Here is a 17,297-nt window from a genome sequence, read left to right on the forward strand (position 1 = left end):
GACTTCACAGTGCGGTGAAATCGATTGCCTGATAGGTATCGGCGCCAATCCCGGCAAAGCTGAGCAATGCCGGCAATTGTGTAACAAATCCTTGGAAGCTGTGGTCGCCGCCGGCCTGAATGCGCAAGGCACAGGCCCGGTAATACTGCTGGGCAAGGCGATAATCCAGCGTTTCATCCCCGGTCTGCAACCATACCTGATAACGCTGCGGATCCTGCGGCGCCGGCACTTCCAGCTCGGCCAGGGCCGTCACGTGGTCGTGGGTCAGCTCCCAGGTTTCGTCGGTGTACAGGTTTTTCTGGGTGCCCAGGTATCCGTCGAACATCCGGTGCGGACTGACGGCCGGGTTGACCAGCAAGGCTTTCAGGCCATGGCGCTCGGCCAGGTGAGTCGCATAGTAGCCGCCGAGCGAGCTTCCCACCAGCAATGGCCGGCCGAGTTCGGCGATTGCCTGTTCCAGCTGACCGATGGCTTCACGCGGGTGGTGATGCAGCGCCGGCACACGCAGTTGATCGCTCAGACCCAGCCGTTCCATCACCTCGACCAGCTGACAGGCCTTCTTCGAGGCCGGCGCGCTGTTGAAACCATGGATATAGAGAATCGAACCGGACATTTGAGCTCCCTGGGCGTCGGCTTAAGAAAGCGGAGTTTACAGGGAGTCAGGGGGTGTTGGGCCAGCACCCGAGGAAATCAGCGCTGCACCCGTCATCAGTAACCGTTGGAGCCGTAATCCACCTGAAAATCAAAACCGGTGACACGCTCCACGCCGGTCTCCAGCCGCCCATCCGGCAACAAGCGCAACCAGCGATACCCCGGTGCCTGCTCGCCGACCTTGAAATCTTCACTGCCTGGCTCGAACTGAATGCAGGTCGACGGCGAGGCAATCAGCCTTACGCCGTTACGTTCGCGGTCGATTTCCTGATGCACATGCCCCCACAAAACTGCGCGGGCCTGCGGGAAACGGTCGAGCACCTCAAAAAATGCTTCCGGATTGCGCAAGCCGATCGGCTCCATCCAGGCGCAACCGATCGACACCGGATGATGGTGAAAGCACACCAGATGATGGCGATCCGGCGCTTCACTCAGGGAGCGGGCGAGCAATTGCAGTTGGTCATCCTGCAAATACCCCGGCACCGATCCGGGCACCGCCGAATCGAGCAGGGTCACTCGCCAGTTGCCGACATCCACCACGGACTCCAGCAACGCGCTCTTCACAGTCGCTTGAGCCATGATCTGCGGTTCGTCGTGATTGCCGGGGATCCAGCGGGCCGGTGCGTTGATCTGCGCCGTCATCTGCCGAAATTGCTGGTAGGACTCCAGCGTACCGTCCTGGGACAGGTCGCCGCTGGCAACGATCAGGTCGATCCGCGGTTGCTGTTCGAGCACCAGCTCGATGACTTTTTGCAGACTCTCGCGGGTGTTCATGCCCAGCAGCGCTCCGTCCGCCTCGGCGAACAGATGGCTGTCAGAGAGTTGCACCAGCAACGCCGTGTCGGCGGTGGTCAAAGTCGATACGCTCGGCAAGGCGTTCTCCCCGGGGATCACGGGCTGGATAGGAGCGGCAATTATGCGGGGGGACACCACAAAGAGAAACCGGCGAACCGGACGCAGTTCACAACTTGCGCTGGTTATCGGACTGCCGCGTATTCGTGTCCGCACGCCAGACAATGACTCAGCCATTCACCCAGGAACAGATTGAGCTGGGCTTTTTCGTCCGGCTGGTGCATGGCCGCATTCGGGTAAGGATAGACGCCGCGAAAACGTCGCGCATGCTCGGCGCTGATCACCTCGGCCATGCGTGCGTCGTGATAGACCTGCACTTCCAGTTGCGGCACCGGCAGCCACGGCAGGCTGTGTTCCTGGCGCACCTGCAAGGTCGTGGTGTAGGGACAGGTCTGCAGCACTTCCAGCGCCAGCACGCCAAGCATCTGGTCGCCCTGGGTCACCGCGATGCGCCGCGCTTCGGGGTCGCTGCGCATGTCCGGCAACAGTCGCATCAGGCGCGCATAGTTCGCCTCGCAGGCGGCTTGCAGCCCCGCAAGGTCGACGCGGTAGCGATCGCGCAACTTGTTTACGACCATAGCCCCCTCACTTCGGCGCGATTGAGCGCCAGCCACTGCAAGGCGATGATGCTCGCCGCATTGGCAATCCGTCCGTCACGTACGGCCTGCAGGGCATCTTCAAAAGCCCAGACCGTGACGCGAATATCTTCGGCTTCTTCCTCCAGCCCATGCAGGCCGCCCGCGCCTTCGGTGCTGCAACGCCCCAGGTACAGATGCACGAATTCGTTGCTGCCGCCCGGTGACGGAAAGTATTTGGTCATCGGCCACAGGGCCTTGATGTCCAGCCCAGCTTCCTCCTGTGCCTCGCGGTGAGCAACTTCTTCCGGCTGTTCGTCCTTGTCGATCAGACCGGCGACCAGTTCCACCAGCCACGGGTTGTCCGCCTTGCCCAGAGCCCCGACGCGAAACTGCTCGATCAGCACCACTTCATCGCGCTGCGGATCGTAAGGCAGCATGCACACGGCATCGTGGCGCACGAACACTTCACGATTGATTTCGCGGCTCATGCCACCGGCGAACAGTTCGTGGCGCAAGTGCAGACGGTCGAGCTTGTAGAAGCCCTTGTAGCACTGCTCGCGTCGCACGATATCGACGGCGCTCGGAATGGCTTTGGCAAAATCGGTCATGAGCATCCTCTTTACTGCAAATCCAACACGAGGCGCCTTCTTGCGACCTCGACTTCGCGCCATCCTAACGCGCCCGTGACGTTTGATGCAGCCCCTTTACTGTCAGCGGGATGGACGGTGGAGGCGAAACCCACTCTAATTAGCTTAGTGGCGAACTGACCGCTTCGTTGAGAGTCGAAGCGGTAACTTTTTGCCTTCCCCTGCTTCAGAAAGGACGCCCATGTCGCTTTTCAAAATTGCCTCCGTGGCCGCCATCGCCCTGACCCTGGGCGCCTGCGCCAGCCTGTTCCAGCCCAACTATCGCACGCCGCTGGAAACCACCCGCGACGCCTCGGAAACGCTGAAACCGGGTTGTTCCAACCAGGACTGTCCGCTGGTGAACATCGATACGTTGCGCTTCCCGGCAGAACCGGCGCTGGACGGCATCATCGAAAAACGCCTGCTGCAAATGACCCGCACCGCACCGAACGCCCGGGTGGCGCCGACGCTGGCAGCGTATCGCGAGCAGTTCCTGGCCAACGCCGGCCCGCGCAACAGCAGCTATTTGCAGGCGAAAGTACGCGAGCAGCATGACGGTCTGGTGATCATCGAAACCTCGAGCTACCTGGACACCGGCGGTGCCCACGGTACGCCGGGACGCGGTTTCATCAACTATTCGCGTCAGCAGCACAAGGTGCTGACCCTGGTGGACATGCTGCTGCCGGGTCAGGAAGAGGCGTTCTGGAAAGCGGCGCAAGTGGCGCACAACACCTGGCTGATCAGCACCAAGCTCGATCAGGAACCGGAATTCGTGAAGAGCTGGCCGTTCGTCAAAACCCCGAATGTGGCGCTGACCTACGGCGGTGTGATCCTCAAGTACGACGTGACCACCATCGCGCCTTATGCGCTGGGCCACGTCGAACTGAAGATCCCTTACCCGCGCCTGAACGGCATTCTCAAGCCCGAGCTGTTTCCCGGCCGTAACTGAAAGCCCGGCCGAGCACCAGTTGCAGCAGCCCTGCCAGCACCAGCGCCGGCAGGGTCGCGCCGACATCCGGATACAGATTGGCCAGCAGGTGATAGGTGCTGATGCCACCCAGCCAGGCCAATAGTGCCGGCCAGCGCAAGGCGGCCGACGCCACCTGAGCACTGCGCTTGCGCAGGATGAAGTGATCCACCAGCACCACGCCGAACAGCGGCGCGAACACCGAGCCGATCAGCAGCAGGAAGTTCTGGTACTGCGCCAACGGCGCGAGCAAGGCGATCAGAGTGCAGATCACACCGATGGCCAGCGCCAGATGCTCGACTTTCAGACGCAACAGAATCCCGCTGGAAACCGCTGCCGAGTGAATGTCGGCGAAAGCGTTTTCCGACTCGTCCAGCAGAATCAGCAACAGCGGAATCCCCAGACCGGCGCCGGCCAGTGCCAGCAGCAGCGCGTTGACTTCACCGCTTGGCGCAAAGGCCAGGGTGTAGGCGACGCCGAGGCTCATCAGCCAGAAATTGCCGATGAAGAAACCGATGGCGGTGCCACCGAACACATTCTTCGCCCGTTTGCCGAAACGCGAGTAGTCGGCAATCAGCGGCAGCCACGACAGCGGCATCGCGATGGCGATGTCGAAACCCACGGCGAGCGGCATCGAGCCATCCCCGGCCTGAGCCCACAAGGCGGCGAGATCGGCCTTGGCGAACAGGTTCCACGTCAGCCAGATGCACGCGGCCAGAATCAGCCAGATGCCCCACTTGCGCAGGATCTTGCGCACGAACGTCAACGGCCCGCTGACCGCGAGCAAGGTCGCCAGCGCACCGAAACACAGCGTCCACAGCATCGGACTGGCCCACAGCGAACCTTCGCTGAACGCACGGGTGCCAAGCAGGCTGGCCGCATCGCGCATGACGATGATTTCGAACGAACCCCAACCGATCAGTTGCAGCAGATTAAGCAGCGCCGGCAGGCTCGCACCTTTGCTGCCGAGGCTGAGTTTCAGCGCGGCCATCGACGACAGGCCGGTGTCACTGCCGATCACGCCAACGGCGGCCAGCAACAGGACGCCAACCAGGGTGCCGAGAAAAATCGCCAGCAGCGATCCCGAAAGGCCCAGCCCCGGCGCCAGCAACGCGCCGGTCTGCAATACCATCAGGCCGATGCCGAGGGAAAACCAAAGGGAGAACAGATCCCGACCGCCGAATACACGCTTGTCGGCGGGCACGGCGAGGTCGGGGGAATAAGTACCGGGTTGAATGCTCAAGGGTGTTATCTCAGAGGGACATTTGTTGTTGTGCTGACCCGTGTGATCGTTCCCACGTCGAGGCGTCGAACCGTCCGCGTGGGAATGCAGCCCGTGACGCTCCGCGTCACTGGACGCGGAGCGTCCCTAGAGGCATTCCCACGCAGAGCGTGGGAACGATCAGTGCGGGATCAAACTTTTTTGTACAGCTGACTGCCTTCCTTCCTGAACCGCTCGGCCTGTTCCGCCAGGCCCTGGGCGACGTCCACGTCGACCGCATCGATCCGCTGGTTGGCCGCGTATTCGCGGACTTCCTGAGTGATCTTCATCGAGCAGAATTTCGGCCCGCACATCGAACAGAAATGCGCGACCTTCGCCGAATCCTTCGGCAGGGTTTCATCGTGATACGAACGGGCGGTGTCCGGGTCCAGACCGAGGTTGAACTGGTCTTCCCAGCGGAATTCGAAACGCGCCTTGCTCAAGGCGTTGTCGCGGATCTGCGCGCCCGGGTGCCCCTTGGCCAAATCCGCCGCATGGGCCGCGATTTTGTAGGTGATGATCCCGGTCTTCACGTCATCCTTGTTCGGCAGACCCAGGTGTTCCTTCGGCGTCACGTAGCAGAGCATCGCGCAACCGAACCAGCCGATCATCGCCGCACCGATACCCGAGGTGATGTGGTCGTAACCCGGTGCGATGTCGGTGGTCAGCGGGCCGAGGGTGTAGAACGGCGCCTCGTCGCAGCACTCCAGCTGCTTGTCCATGTTCTCCTTGATCAACTGCATCGGCACATGGCCGGGGCCTTCGATCATGCATTGCACGTCGTGCTTCCAGGCGATCTTGGTCAGCTCGCCGAGGGTCTCCAGTTCGCCGAATTGCGCTTCGTCGTTGGCGTCGGCAATCGAGCCCGGACGCAGACCGTCGCCCAGCGAGAAGCTGACGTCGTAGGCCTTCATGATTTCGCAGATTTCGTCGAAGTGGGTGTAGAGGAAGTTCTCTTTGTGGTGCGCCAGACACCACTTGGCCATGATCGAACCGCCACGGGACACGATGCCGGTCACACGCTTGGCGGTCAGCGGCACGTAGCGCAGCAGCACGCCGGCGTGGATGGTGAAGTAGTCGACGCCCTGCTCGGCCTGCTCGATCAGCGTGTCGCGGAACAGCTCCCAGGTCAGGTCTTCGGCGACGCCATTCACTTTTTCCAGTGCCTGATAGATCGGCACGGTGCCGATCGGCACTGGCGAGTTACGGATGATCCACTCGCGGGTTTCGTGGATGTGTTTGCCGGTGGACAAGTCCATCACCGTGTCCGAACCCCAGCGAATGCCCCAGGTCAGTTTCGCCACTTCTTCTTCGATGGACGAACCCAACGCGCTGTTGCCAATGTTGCCGTTGATCTTCACCAGGAAGTTGCGGCCGATGATCATCGGCTCGAGTTCGACGTGGTTGATGTTGGCCGGAATGATTGCGCGACCACGGGCGATTTCTTCGCGGACGAACTCAGGGGTGATTTCTTTCGGAATGCTCGCGCCGAAGCTGTGGCCGGCGTGCTGCTGCTTCAACAGACCGGCAGCGAGGGCCTCTTGCAGCTTCATGTTTTCGCGGATGGCGACGTATTCCATCTCGGCGGTGATGATGCCTTTGCGCGCGTAGTGCATCTGGCTGACGTTGGCCCCGGCCTTGGCGCGGCGCGGGTTGTTGACGTGGGCGAAACGCAGCTTGGTCAGCTCTGGATCGGCCAGGCGTTCCTGACCGAAATTCGAACTCAGGCCTGGCAGACGCTCGGTGTCGCCACGGTCGTCGATCCATGCCGAACGCACGTCGCCCAGACCTTTGCGCACGTCGATCACCACGTTCGGATCGGTGTACGGGCCCGAGGTGTCGTAGACGGTGACCGGCGCGTTGATTTCGCCGCCGAAGTCGGTCGGGGTCACATCAAGGGTAATTTCGCGCATCGGCACGCGGATGTCCGGGCGGGAGCCCTGAACGTAGACTTTTTGCGAACGGGTGAACGGTTGAACCGACTGCTCGTCGACCTTGGCCGAGTCACTCAGGTTGATCGCGTTTTTAGATTTTGTAGTCATCACGGGCTCTCCAGACAGCATCCAGGCAGTGGATTGTCGGAGCAGAACCTGAAAGGCACGGACGCACCAGGACTGGTGCTGTGCATCGTCGTCGTGCGTTCGATTGTCGAACAATTTCCCGGACGAAGCACAAGAGGACTCGCCGGGTGACGAGAAATCTTGTTCCCTACGCAGGCGCTAACCTGATCAGGTTCAACGGGATCCGAAATTATTCGATCTCAGCCTCATAGCAAGGCACCCCGACAAGAACCCGGCCAGTCTAGACACAACCGGCAAAGAACGCCAACACCGTGGCAAACACCATGATGAATGGCGCAATTGGCAGATTGTTGCCTGCCGTCGGCGCTACTACACTCGCTACGCCATGCCGCGCCTTGACGCTGCATGGGCCGCGCCTTACCTTTGGCGCCCGGATTATTTCCATAATATTCATGCTAGGGATCGCCTCATGCTGCGCAAACTCTCACTGGCTGTCGCCGTGTCTTGTGCGTCCACCGCAACGGCCTGGGCAGCAGAAGCGCCTTTATCGACCAGGACCGATCTGGTCAGCGTCTACCAGGAAGCGGTCGACAACAACGCCGACCTGGCCGCCGCCCGCGCCCAGTACGGTGCGCAGAAAGAAGTGGTGCCCCAGGCCCGGGCCGGGCTGCTGCCGAACCTGTCCGGCGGCGCTGAAGTCGCCAACGTGCGCACTTCGATCGACCAGCCCTCGGCCATCGCCAATCGCAGCGCGCACTCCTATCAGGCGACGCTGGCGCAACCGCTGTTCCGCGCCGATCGCTGGTTCCAGTACCAGGCCGCCAAGGACGTCAACGAGCAGGCCGCGCTGCAACTTTCGGCCACCGAGCAGAACCTGATCCTGCAAACCGCCGAAAGCTACTTCAACGTGCTGCGCAGCCAGGACAACCTGGCCTCGACCAAGGCCGAGGAAGCCGCGTTCAAGCGCCAGCTCGACCAGTCCAACGAGCGCTTCGACGTGGGCCTGTCGGACAAGACCGACGTGCTGCAATCGCAAGCCAGTTACGACACCGCACGGGCCAACCGGATCGTCGCCCAGCGTCAGGTTGATGATGCGTTCCAAGCGCTGATCACCCTGACCAACCGCCAGTACAACTCGATCCAGGGCATCGTCCACACGTTGCCGATCCTGCCGCCGGCGCCGAACGACGCCAAGGCCTGGGTCGATACCGCCGCGAAACAGAACCTCAATCTGCTGGCCAGCAACTACGCGGTCAGCTCCGCCGAACAGACCCTGAAACAGCGCAAGGCCGGGCACCTGCCGACCCTCGACGCCGTGGCCAAATACGAAAAAGGCGACAACGACGCCCTCGGCTTCTCCAACCCGAACGCGTTCGGTACGCCGTACAGTGGCAACGTCGAGCAGAGCACTGTGGGCCTGCAACTGAACATCCCGATCTACAGCGGCGGGCTGACCAGCTCGCAAGTGCGCGAGTCGTACTCGCGGCTGGACCAGACCGAACAACAGCGTGAAGGCCTGCGCCGGCAAGTGGTGGAGAACACCCGCAACCTGCACCGCGCGGTGAACACCGACGTCGAGCAGGTGCAGGCGCGCCGCCAGTCGATCATCTCCAACCAGAGCGCGGTGGAAGCCACGGAAATCGGTTATCAGGTGGGGACGCGCAACATCGTCGACGTACTCGACGCCCAGCGTCAGCTCTACACCTCGGTGCGCAACTACAACAACACCCGCTACGACTACATCCTCGACAACCTGCGTTTGAAGCAGGCGGCGGGGACATTGAACCCGGGTGATTTGCAGGATCTGACGCGTTATCTGAAAGCCGACTACAACCCGGACAAGGATTTCCTGCCGCCGGATCTGGCCAAGGCAGCGGAAGCGCAGCTCAAGGCCCGACCTTAAACAAGAAACGCAGCCCTGAGGCTGCGTTTTTTATGCGCGGTCGATCAACCTTCCCAGTCCATCGAGCAAGCGCTGCAACGCACCCTGATTGCGGCGCATCACGCTCAGCCCGGCGTCGGCCATGCGCTGTGCGTCGCGCGGCAGTTCGAACAGACGCTGCACCTCTGTCGCCAGACCTTCGGCGTCATCGACCTCGGCCAAGGCCCCGGCGCTGCGCAGTTGCGCGGCGATATCGAGGAAGTTGAACAGGTGCGGGCCGCTGATCACCGGTTTCGCCAACGCTGCCGGCTCCAGCAGATTGTGCCCGCCGTTGGGCACCAGGCTTCCGCCGACGAACGCGCTGTCGGCCAGGGCATAGAGAAACAGCAGCTCGCCCATGGTGTCGCCGAGCAGCACCGAAGTCTGCGCATCGACACTCGCGCCAGTGGAACGGCGCACCGTGGCAAAACCTTCACGCTGGCACAATTCGAACACCGAGTTGAAGCGCTCCGGATGACGCGGTACCAGAATCAGCAGCGCATCGGGATGGTTGGCCAGCAAACGACGGTGAGCATTCAGCACCACCTCGTCTTCGCCTTCATGGGTGCTGGCAGCGATCCACACCGGACGCTCCAGCGCCTGCCACTGACCGCGCAATTCATGGGCACGCTTCAGCAGTTGCGGGTCGATGGTCAGGTCGAACTTGATCGAGCCGGTGACTTCGACTGTCTCCGGGCGCGCACCGAGATCGCGGAAGCGCTGGGCTTCGGCTTCGGTCTGCACGGCGAACAGACTCATTTCGGCGAGCATCGGCGCGGTCAGCTTGCTGAACCGGCCATAGCCTTTGGCCGAACGCTCGGACAGGCGTCCGTTGGCCAATGCCACCGGAATCCCGCGTTTGGCGCATTGGTGAATGTGGTTGGGCCACAGTTCGGTTTCCATGATCACTGCCAGTTTCGGCTGTACGCGATCCAGAAAACGCGCCGCCGCGCAGGGCAAGTCGTAGGGCAAGTAGCAGTGCTGGATGCGTGGCTCGTTGGCGAACATTGCGTGAATGCGTTCCGACCCGGTCGGCGTCATGCAGGTCACGGTGATCGGCAGCTGTGGATAACGTTGCAGCAGCGCGCGGATCATCGGCGCAGCCGCGATGCTCTCGCCCACCGAGACGGCGTGAACCCAGATACCTCCGGGCTGCAAGGTCGGCAGGCCATAGGAGAAACGTTCGCCAATCCGCTTGGCATACGCCGGCGCCTTGCGCGAACGCAGCCACAGCCGAATCGCCACCAATGGCAGCCCCAAGTAAAACAGCGCGGTGTAGAGAGTTCTATTCATGGCGGCGGAGTTTATCGGCTTTTGCCGCCGATCGCCCGCAGGTGTATGGCAAATCGCTCCGCCAGCCAGCGCGCCGCCGGCCCGAGCGGTTCATCACGGCGCCAGACCAGTTCCACTACCAATGCCGGCGGCGTCCATTCGCTGTCCAGTTCCACCATCAATCCCTGATACGCCGAGTATTGCACCACGTGGCGCGGCAGCCAGGCCCAGCCGAGATCGCGCACCAGCCATTCGGCCATCACGTAGAAACTGTCAGCGCGCCACACCTGCGGACTGGCCGGTTCGTTGCCGGGATAAATGCTGGTCTGGGTCGACATCAACAACTGCCGATGTTGCGCCAGTTGCTGGCAGGTGACGTAAGCCTGCGCTGCCAAGGGATGCTTGACGCCGCAGACGGTGACCATTTCCACGCTGCCCAGCACCCGACGCTCCAGCGCTTCAGGGATTTCATCGTGATAGAACAACAGCCCGAGATCGGCCCGGCGCTCCACCAGTTTGCGTGAAACCTCACCTTGGGCGGCGCTGGTCAGTTGGACTTCCAGGCTCGGGAATTGCTCGGCCAGCGCGGCGAAGCTTTCCACCAGCGCCTGATAGGGCATCGCTTCGTCCTGGGCCACCCGCAGCTGCGCTTCCTGCCCGCGCATCATGGCCACGGCCCGGCCATTCAGGCGCTCGCACTGGCGCAACACTTCACGCGCCTCCTCCAGCAACGCCTCCCCTGCTTCGGTAAGACTCGGCTGGCGGCCGCTGCTACGCTCGAACAGGCTGACACCGAGGTCGTCCTCGAGCATGGCAATCGCGCTGCTGATCGCCGACTGCGCCTTGCGCTGCTGACGTGCCACGGCGGAAAACGAGCGCTGCTCGGCAACGCCGACAAACACCCGCAACTGCTCCAGATTCCATTGCATGCTCATCAGGCCAACCCATCTTGTAAACAGATAGGTGATGACTTTACCCCATCTGGGGAGTCACTAGAATGTCGCCTCAGAAAGCAACGCTACACACGAGGACTTGAACATGAACGCTTACGTCTACCTGGCCATCGCCATCTGCGCCGAAGTGATCGCGACCGTTTCGATGAAAGCCGTCAAAGGCTTCAGCACACCATTGCCACTGCTGCTGGTCATCGTCGGCTACGCCATTGCGTTCTGGATGCTGACCCTGGTGGTGCGCAGCGTACCGGTGGGCGTGGCCTACGCGGTGTGGGCCGGCATGGGCATCGTGATGGTCAGTGTCGCGGCGCTGTTCATCTATGGGCAGAAGCTGGATGTCCCGGCAATGCTTGGGATGGCGCTGATCGTGCTCGGCGTGGTGGTGATTCAGCTGTTTTCGAAAACCGCCGGCCATTAACTGATTAATGCATAACCCCCTGTGGGAGCGGGCTTGCTCGCGAAGACGGTGTGTCAGGCAACATTGTTGTTAACTGATAGACCGATTTCGCGAGCAAGCCCGCTCCCACATTGCCCGACACCTTCCCCTCTGTTGATCATCGACAAATCCCCTTATCCCCGAGTCTGTATACTGCGCCCTTGTCTTGAACACTGAGGTCGTTGCATGCCATCTCCAATTTCCACCGACGTGCTGATTGTCGGCGCGGGTGTCGCCGGTCTCTGGCTGAACGCGCGCCTGCGTCGCCAGGGTTTCTCGACCGTGTTGGTGGAAAGTGCCAGCCTCGGCGGCGGGCAGAGTGTGAAGTCCCAGGGCATCATCCACGGCGGCGCCAAGTACGCGCTGCACGGTGCGCTGACCGGCGCCTCGGAAGCCATCGCCGATATGCCGCGCCGCTGGCGTGAAGCCCTGGCCGGCAACGGCGAACTGGACCTGACCGGCGTGCGCCTGCTGTCCGAGGCCCACTACCTGTGGTCGCCGGGCACCCTGGCCGGCAACCTCACCAGTTTCTTCGCCAGCAAAGCGGTGCGTGGCCGGGTCGATCAGGTCAAGGGCGATCAACTGCCACCGGCCCTGCAGGACAAGCGTTTCAAGGGCAAGGTCTACCGTCTCGCCGAGCTGGTGATCGACGTGCCAAGCCTGATCCAGCGTCTGGCGGATTTGTCGGGTGACGGTCTGCTCGCCGGCCACGGCATCGAGCCGTTACTGGAAAGCGGTGTGCTGGTCGGTCTGAAAGTCGATGGCCGCGAGATCCGCGCCCAGCGCATCGTCCTCAGCGCCGGCGCCGGTACTGCCGACCTGCTGACTGCCTTGGGCCTGACTCATCCGGCGATGCAACGTCGGCCGCTGCATATGATCATCGCCAAGGGCCCGGGCCTGAAGCCGCTGTACGCGCACTGCCTCGGTGGCGGCACCAAACCGCGCATCACCGTGACCACCCACCCTGCCGCTGACGGTCAGTGGGTCTGGTATCTGGGCGGCGACATTGCCGAATCCGAAGGCGTGGCCCGTGAGCCCGCCGAGCAGATCGCCACTGCACAAAAGGAAATCGCACAGCTGCTGCCCTGGATCGACCTGAGCACCGTGCAATGGGCGACCCTGCGCGTCGATCGTGCCGAACCGTTGCAAACCGGCCTGACCCGTCCGGACAACGCGTTCCTCGCCGAAGAAGGTCGCCTGCTGGTCGGCTGGCCAACCAAGCTCGCATTGGCCCCGGACTTCGCTGACCGGGTGATTGCCTCCCTGGAACGCGACGGCATCCAGCCAAGCCACGCAGCTCCGTTGCCCGAGCTGCCAAAACCACCGATGGGCGTTCCCGCCTGGGAGCAACTGCTGCCATGAGCCTGCCGACCCTGCACGATTTGCATCGCCCGCTGGGCAGCACCGGGCTGCTGGTCTCGCCGCTGGGCCTGGGCACCGTCAAACTTGGCCGCGACCAGGGTGTGAAATATCCCAACGGCTTCCAGATCCCCGACGACGACGCCGCGCGCATGTTGCTCAAGCAGGCGCGCCAGCTGGGTATCAACCTGATCGATACTGCCCCGGCCTATGGCCGCAGCGAAGAACGCCTCGGCCCGCTGCTGCGCGGCGAGCGTCAGGACTGGGTGATCGTCAGCAAGGTCGGCGAAGAATTTGTCGACGGCCAATCGAGCCACGACTTCAGCGCCGCTCACACCCGGATGTCGGTGGAGCGCAGTCTGCAACGTCTTGAAACCGATTTTATCGACCTGGTGCTGGTGCACTCCGATGGCAACGATCTGGCGATCCTCAACGACAGCGAAGTCTACGCAACCCTCGCGGCGCTGAAGGCCGAGGGCAAGATTCGCGGCTTCGGCTTTTCCGGCAAAACCGTCGACGGTGGCCTCAAAGCACTGGAGCAAGGCGACTGCGCGATGGTCACCTACAATCTGAACGAACAAAACGAGAAGGCGGTCATTGACTATGCTGCTGCCCACGGCAAAGCCATTCTGGTGAAGAAGGCCCTGGCCAGCGGTCATGTGTGCCTGAGTCCCGGCGTGGATCCGGTGCGCGCCAGCTTCGAATTGCTGTTCGCCCAGCCCGGCGTGGCCAGTGCCATTGTCGGGACCATCAATCCGCTGCACCTCGCCCATAACGTTGCGACCGTTGCCCAGGTCCTACGTGGACAATGACGCCGCCTCGCGGCCTTAAGCAGGAGCCGACATGCCGCGTACGCTCATCAGAAAGAACCCGAGCAACTTCAAGACGCTGCCGCTGTTCGTCGAAGCCACGCCGGAAGGCCTGACCTACCAGAGCGTGGGCATGCCGTTGAATTTCACCCAGACCCTGCAGCGGCGCAAGCCGGTCAGCGTGGCCGATGCCGAGCGCTTTGCGCTGGAGCTGGCCAACCTCGGCGTCTCGGTGCGCCTGACCCTGCACTGGCAGAATCGTGATTACTGGGTGCTGGTACGCCAGCGCCGGCAGGATCGCGGCGACGTGGTGCTCAAACTGATTTCCGGCTACGTGCCAGCCCATGAGCTGAATATCCCGCTGCACACGGCGATTCAGGAAATCGCCGAGGAGTGCCTGCTGGAAACCCCGGAAGGCTGGCTCGGCGGGCGTTTCAACGACACCTGGCTGCCGGCGCCGTACGCATCGGCGCTGCATTATCGCGAGGCCCTGCCCTTTCGCCTGACGCCGTTGTCCGGCTCGGCGCGGCCGGTGCGCTGCGCCAATCTGCAATTGCTCGAACGGCCACGGGCCTACGTGCACTTGCCGACCGCGTCACTGCAGTTGATCTACGACCTGCGGCTGGACGTGCCCAAGGAGGCAAAATCCCTGAGCCTGTTCCACGTCGACGAGCGTCTGGAGGGAGATCAACTGGTGGCTCGGCTGGACCGCAAGCGCCCCGATCTCTACCTGATGCCGCTCAAGGACGGCGCGCCCTTGGCCGAGCTGTATACCCTCAAGCGCGACAAGCTCCTGCCGGCCAGCACCCGCGGACTATATCTGGCCGAAAGCTTTGCGACCCAGACGGGCTGGGTCGTGCGTGAAGAGCGGATTCGCTGGAAAGATTGGGTCGTGCAACAGGGCCTGCAACCGGCGAAGCCTCCTCGCGCGGGACTCAAGCAATTGAGTCTGAAGGCGCTGCGTCTGGTTGGTATTGGCAAGAAACGCGCGAGCAAATAGCCGATTAGCGCCGACGATCGATCCAGGTGCGCAAGGTCGCGAAGAAATGGAAATAACGGTTTTCACGCTTGCCCATGCCGCGTTTGGGCGAAAACGACTCTTCGGCAAAAGCGCCGGTGATTCGCACCCGAGAGGCTTGGGTCGGTAGCGTGCAGACTTTGGCACCGGTCTGCTGTAGCGCGTACTTGAGCAAGCGCTCGGAGTGCAGCTTTCTTCCCGTCGCTTTGCAGAATTGGAAAATGCGCTCGATCCGCTTGCCATAGGCGACATAGGTATCGCGCCCGCAAATGGCAAAGCGGTCGTTCAACCCGCCCCACCACTGCCAGTCCGGAATGTAGGCAGAGTACCTCCGAGCCTCTGGATGATTGAAGACATAGGCGGGCAGCGGGTTGTGGAAGAAAATGTCCGGGCGCACGAACACGACGAAATCCGGATTGAAGGTTTCGATCATGCTGGTCACGGTGTGCAGTGAATTGAGCTGATAGATCAGGTTGCGCAGCGACGCATAGTCATCGGCCCAGGTATCGCCCTGCGCTTTGACCTGCTCGAAATCCCAACGCTCCAGCACCCCGTCAGTCGAAGTCAGGGCCCCGATCATCGATTCGAACGGCTGATAGTTGTCAGCCGCCAACTCGCCTTTTTCGCCTGAGCGCAAGTTCTGTACTTCATCGATTTTGTACAAATGATAGAAGCACTGTACGTCGCTGCCCGCCGGAAACTGCGCCAGAACGTTCTGTTCAATGGAAGGGAAGCAAATCTGCGAATTTCTCGGGATCCCGAAAAAAGCGACGGCAATTTTCAACACTCAACAGCACCTTTTATTTTTGGCGAAAGAGCTTTTGCCACCAGCGACGGGGTTGCAAAGGCACCACAATGACGTCCGACTGCTGCAGCCAGTCGCGCTCGTAATCCCAGGCATGCCCACCCCACAGTTTCCCCGATTCGTTGGAAAACCCCAGGGTCATGAGCTGATAGGAATAACCGGCGTGACCGCGCAACCAGTCTAATACCACCAGCGTATTGAAACCGGTCGAAGGCCCAACGTAGCGCTTGCCGCCCGGACGGTCGACCGGATAGTTCCACAGGGGCGGCAGCGGGATGCGATCCCAATACATGGTCACCCGTGGCAACGGACACATCGGTGCGGCGCAGCCGACCAGCATGGTGAAACAACGTTCGCCCGCATGCTCGAACAACCGTTGCACGTCCGGGCCGTAAGGCAGACCAAAAAAATAGGCGTCCGGCGCGTTATAGCCATGCACGAAGACGTTCAAGCTTTGCTCGTTGAGCAGCGGCGCCTTGATGCAGGTGTTGAAACTGACGACGACGTCATTGGCGCTGATATTCAGTGCCTGAAAATCCGCCGCCGTGATGGCCGGGTTATTCGCGATCAGGACGACCCGGTGCGCGCGGCTCAGGCATTCGCGCAATGGCTCGGGCAACGCGCCCAGCACCGACTGGTTACCGCCGGGGAGCGCATCCAGCGCCATGTGTTCATCCTTCATTCAGACCGGCACCTTCATGCCGAAACGCAGTTTCACCCAGAACCGCGTGAATGCTGACGGCGGCTGCCATGGGCGCATCTCGCGCTGTATTTCAGTGGCGAGGGCCTGGCCGACACGGGCGAAGGAATAGCGACTTTCTGCAAAGGCCTGACCATTGCTGGCGATACGCTGCGACAGCTCCGGATCGCCCTGCAACAGTTTGATCTTTTCCACCGCCTCGTCTTCGCTGCGATAGAACACGGTGTTGTGCATGTCTTCGAAACCGAGCAACTTGTCTTCTTCGCCCTGACTCCAGGCCAGCAGCACACAACCGCAGGCCATGGCCTCGTAGTTCTTGATCATGAACTCGTTCATGCCGATGTCGGCGCTGACGAAAATCTTGATGCGATTGAGCGTTTCCAGGTATTCGGTGCCGGAGCGGGTGCGGGTCACCAGCATACCGGTACGCTGCGCCAGCGATTCGAGCAGAGCCTTGCGCTGGGCGTACTCGGTGCTCTTCAGGCTGCCGAGAAAACCGATGGGAATGTCGCGCTCGGACCCGGTGTTGCGCAGCATCTGCTCGTCATAACCCTTGGAGACGAACACCGTGTCGATGCCTTCAGCAAGCATCTTGCGTGCGACCACCGCCCCGGATACCAGCGCCCGGCAACTCGGCAGGCGCCTGTAGAGACGCGAATAAACGCCACGATATTTACTGGCGGGCATGTAGTTCTGGTAGGCGTCGTGTTCGAGAAAGACCAGCCCGGGAATGCACTTGAGCACCCGCAACTGCGGGACCAGGCGCTTGACTCTGGAGAAGATCACGACACGATCAAAGGTCTGGTAATCAACCGAGGCCAAAAAAGGCCCCAGGTTCATCTGTTGCTGTTTGCTGAGTCGATAGATGACGCATTCATCACAGTTCTGCTGCACGATGTCGTAGAGCCGGTCGAGAATGACCCGCTGTTCGTTCATCACCAGGAGCATGACTTTCATAGGTTAAATGACCACACGACGTAAGCAGGCAAGCGCAGCGGATTCAAACCTGCCAACATCAACGGAAACGGTTAGATCCCCAAGGCAAAATCCGTTCACACGCAGTAGAAA

The 17,297-nt window shown here is 61.6% G+C and carries 17 protein-coding genes and 1 riboswitch; of the genes, 6 read left to right on the plus strand and 11 right to left on the minus strand.

Annotated elements, in window-relative coordinates:
- Positions 1 to 4 precede the first annotated feature (4 nt).
- From CAG25_RS03765 to CAG25_RS03780, 4 genes are all read right to left on the minus strand, one after another.
- The gene (locus CAG25_RS03765) at positions 5 to 613 is read right to left on the minus strand and encodes a YqiA/YcfP family alpha/beta fold hydrolase (protein WP_064382909.1); all 609 of its coding nucleotides are present in this window, start codon (positions 611 to 613) and stop codon (positions 5 to 7) included.
- A gap of 95 nt (positions 614 to 708) precedes the next feature.
- The gene (cpdA, locus tag CAG25_RS03770; protein ID WP_085611077.1) at positions 709 to 1,524 is read right to left on the minus strand and encodes a 3',5'-cyclic-AMP phosphodiesterase; all 816 of its coding nucleotides are present in this window, start codon (positions 1,522 to 1,524) and stop codon (positions 709 to 711) included.
- A 104-nt stretch (positions 1,525 to 1,628) separates the two neighbouring features.
- Positions 1,629 to 2,081, minus strand: a complete 453-nt coding sequence (locus CAG25_RS03775; protein WP_085611078.1) for a DUF1249 domain-containing protein — start codon at positions 2,079 to 2,081, stop codon at positions 1,629 to 1,631.
- A complete protein-coding gene (locus tag CAG25_RS03780) occupies positions 2,072 to 2,689 on the minus strand; it encodes an NUDIX domain-containing protein (RefSeq protein WP_064593070.1) in 618 nt (205 codons plus the stop codon). Before CAG25_RS03780 ends, CAG25_RS03775 begins: the two co-directional genes overlap by 10 nt.
- Positions 2,690 to 2,909: 220 nt before the next feature.
- Here CAG25_RS03780 and CAG25_RS03785 point away from each other — a divergent pair, with 220 nt between their 5' ends.
- Positions 2,910 to 3,656, plus strand: a complete 747-nt coding sequence (locus CAG25_RS03785) for an RsiV family protein (protein ID WP_085611079.1) — start codon at positions 2,910 to 2,912, stop codon at positions 3,654 to 3,656.
- Here CAG25_RS03785 and cytX read toward each other — a convergent pair.
- Together cytX and thiC are read right to left on the minus strand one after the other, a co-directional pair.
- Entirely contained in the window at positions 3,625 to 4,917 is a 1,293-nt protein-coding gene (gene cytX, locus CAG25_RS03790) for a putative hydroxymethylpyrimidine transporter CytX (protein ID WP_085611080.1), read from the minus strand. The two genes, CAG25_RS03785 and cytX, sit on opposite strands and share 32 nt — an antisense overlap.
- Positions 4,918 to 5,087: 170 nt before the next feature.
- Positions 5,088 to 6,977: a phosphomethylpyrimidine synthase ThiC gene (thiC, locus tag CAG25_RS03795; RefSeq protein WP_085611081.1), complete on the minus strand. Its 1,890-nt coding sequence runs from the start codon at positions 6,975 to 6,977 to the stop codon at positions 5,088 to 5,090.
- 146 nt (positions 6,978 to 7,123) lie between these two features.
- Positions 7,124 to 7,229, minus strand: a riboswitch (TPP riboswitch).
- 196 nt (positions 7,230 to 7,425) lie between these two features.
- Between thiC and CAG25_RS03800 the strand changes: the two genes are divergently transcribed.
- Entirely contained in the window at positions 7,426 to 8,859 is a 1,434-nt protein-coding gene (locus CAG25_RS03800; protein ID WP_039766588.1) for a TolC family outer membrane protein, read from the plus strand.
- 30 nt (positions 8,860 to 8,889) lie between these two features.
- On the opposite strand, the gene waaA is transcribed toward CAG25_RS03800, so the two are convergent.
- Both waaA and CAG25_RS03810 read right to left on the minus strand, forming a co-directional pair.
- A complete protein-coding gene (gene waaA, locus CAG25_RS03805; RefSeq protein WP_085611082.1) occupies positions 8,890 to 10,170 on the minus strand; it encodes a lipid IV(A) 3-deoxy-D-manno-octulosonic acid transferase in 1,281 nt (426 codons plus the stop codon).
- An 11-nt stretch (positions 10,171 to 10,181) separates the two neighbouring features.
- Complete coding sequence (locus CAG25_RS03810; protein WP_085611083.1) at positions 10,182 to 11,084, minus strand: LysR family transcriptional regulator; 903 nt, start codon at positions 11,082 to 11,084, stop codon at positions 10,182 to 10,184.
- 103 nt (positions 11,085 to 11,187) lie between these two features.
- On the opposite strand from CAG25_RS03810, the gene CAG25_RS03815 reads away from it, so the two are divergent.
- The 4 genes from CAG25_RS03815 to CAG25_RS03830 all read left to right on the plus strand — a co-directional run bounded on the left by CAG25_RS03815 (position 11,188) and on the right by CAG25_RS03830 (position 14,706).
- A complete protein-coding gene (locus tag CAG25_RS03815; RefSeq protein ID WP_085611084.1) occupies positions 11,188 to 11,520 on the plus strand; it encodes a multidrug efflux SMR transporter in 333 nt (110 codons plus the stop codon).
- A gap of 204 nt (positions 11,521 to 11,724) precedes the next feature.
- Positions 11,725 to 12,900, plus strand: a complete 1,176-nt coding sequence (locus CAG25_RS03820; protein WP_085611085.1) for an FAD-binding oxidoreductase — start codon at positions 11,725 to 11,727, stop codon at positions 12,898 to 12,900.
- Complete coding sequence (locus CAG25_RS03825) at positions 12,897 to 13,709, plus strand: aldo/keto reductase (protein WP_085611086.1); 813 nt, start codon at positions 12,897 to 12,899, stop codon at positions 13,707 to 13,709. Before CAG25_RS03820 ends, CAG25_RS03825 begins: the two co-directional genes overlap by 4 nt.
- Before the next feature lie 31 nt (positions 13,710 to 13,740).
- Positions 13,741 to 14,706 (plus strand): metal ABC transporter ATPase, encoded by a 966-nt coding sequence (locus tag CAG25_RS03830; RefSeq protein WP_085611087.1) that lies wholly within the window; start codon positions 13,741 to 13,743, stop codon positions 14,704 to 14,706.
- Positions 14,707 to 14,710: 4 nt separating this feature from the next.
- Here CAG25_RS03830 and CAG25_RS03835 read toward each other — a convergent pair whose 3' ends face one another.
- Genes CAG25_RS03835 through CAG25_RS03845 form a run of 3 tightly spaced genes read right to left on the minus strand, consistent with a single transcriptional unit; the run spans position 14,711 to position 17,186 of the window.
- Positions 14,711 to 15,511, minus strand: a complete 801-nt coding sequence (locus tag CAG25_RS03835; RefSeq protein ID WP_085611088.1) for a hypothetical protein — start codon at positions 15,509 to 15,511, stop codon at positions 14,711 to 14,713.
- Between the two features lie 13 nt (positions 15,512 to 15,524).
- A complete protein-coding gene (locus CAG25_RS03840; RefSeq protein ID WP_256575317.1) occupies positions 15,525 to 16,196 on the minus strand; it encodes a hypothetical protein in 672 nt (223 codons plus the stop codon).
- Positions 16,197 to 16,211: 15 nt separating this feature from the next.
- Positions 16,212 to 17,186 carry a glycosyltransferase gene (locus CAG25_RS03845; RefSeq protein WP_085611090.1) on the minus strand — a complete coding sequence of 325 codons (975 nt, stop codon included), beginning with the start codon at positions 17,184 to 17,186 and terminating at the stop codon, positions 16,212 to 16,214.
- Positions 17,187 to 17,297 lie beyond the last annotated feature (111 nt).

Origin of the sequence: Pseudomonas sp. B16(2017) (assembly GCF_002113205.1) — a bacterium.
GTDB lineage: Bacteria > Pseudomonadota > Gammaproteobacteria > Pseudomonadales > Pseudomonadaceae > Aquipseudomonas > Aquipseudomonas pharyngis.

Coding starts and splice junctions, on each gene's coding strand:
- CAG25_RS03785 (WP_085611079.1), top strand. CDS start 2,910: ATGTCGCTTTTCAAAATTGCCTCCGTGGCCGCCATCGCCCTGACCCTG.
- CAG25_RS03815 (WP_085611084.1), top strand. CDS start 11,188: ATGAACGCTTACGTCTACCTGGCCATCGCCATCTGCGCCGAAGTGATC.
- CAG25_RS03765 (WP_064382909.1), bottom strand. CDS start 613: ATGTCCGGTTCGATTCTCTATATCCATGGTTTCAACAGCGCGCCGGCC.
- CAG25_RS03845 (WP_085611090.1), bottom strand. CDS start 17,186: ATGAAAGTCATGCTCCTGGTGATGAACGAACAGCGGGTCATTCTCGAC.
- CAG25_RS03810 (WP_085611083.1), bottom strand. CDS start 11,084: ATGAGCATGCAATGGAATCTGGAGCAGTTGCGGGTGTTTGTCGGCGTT.
- thiC (WP_085611081.1), bottom strand. CDS start 6,977: ATGACTACAAAATCTAAAAACGCGATCAACCTGAGTGACTCGGCCAAG.
- CAG25_RS03830 (WP_085611087.1), top strand. CDS start 13,741: ATGCCGCGTACGCTCATCAGAAAGAACCCGAGCAACTTCAAGACGCTG.
- CAG25_RS03825 (WP_085611086.1), top strand. CDS start 12,897: ATGAGCCTGCCGACCCTGCACGATTTGCATCGCCCGCTGGGCAGCACC.
- CAG25_RS03840 (WP_256575317.1), bottom strand. CDS start 16,196: ATGGCGCTGGATGCGCTCCCCGGCGGTAACCAGTCGGTGCTGGGCGCG.
- CAG25_RS03780 (WP_064593070.1), bottom strand. CDS start 2,689: ATGACCGATTTTGCCAAAGCCATTCCGAGCGCCGTCGATATCGTGCGA.
- CAG25_RS03775 (WP_085611078.1), bottom strand. CDS start 2,081: ATGGTCGTAAACAAGTTGCGCGATCGCTACCGCGTCGACCTTGCGGGG.
- CAG25_RS03800 (WP_039766588.1), top strand. CDS start 7,426: ATGCTGCGCAAACTCTCACTGGCTGTCGCCGTGTCTTGTGCGTCCACC.
- waaA (WP_085611082.1), bottom strand. CDS start 10,170: ATGAATAGAACTCTCTACACCGCGCTGTTTTACTTGGGGCTGCCATTG.
- CAG25_RS03820 (WP_085611085.1), top strand. CDS start 11,725: ATGCCATCTCCAATTTCCACCGACGTGCTGATTGTCGGCGCGGGTGTC.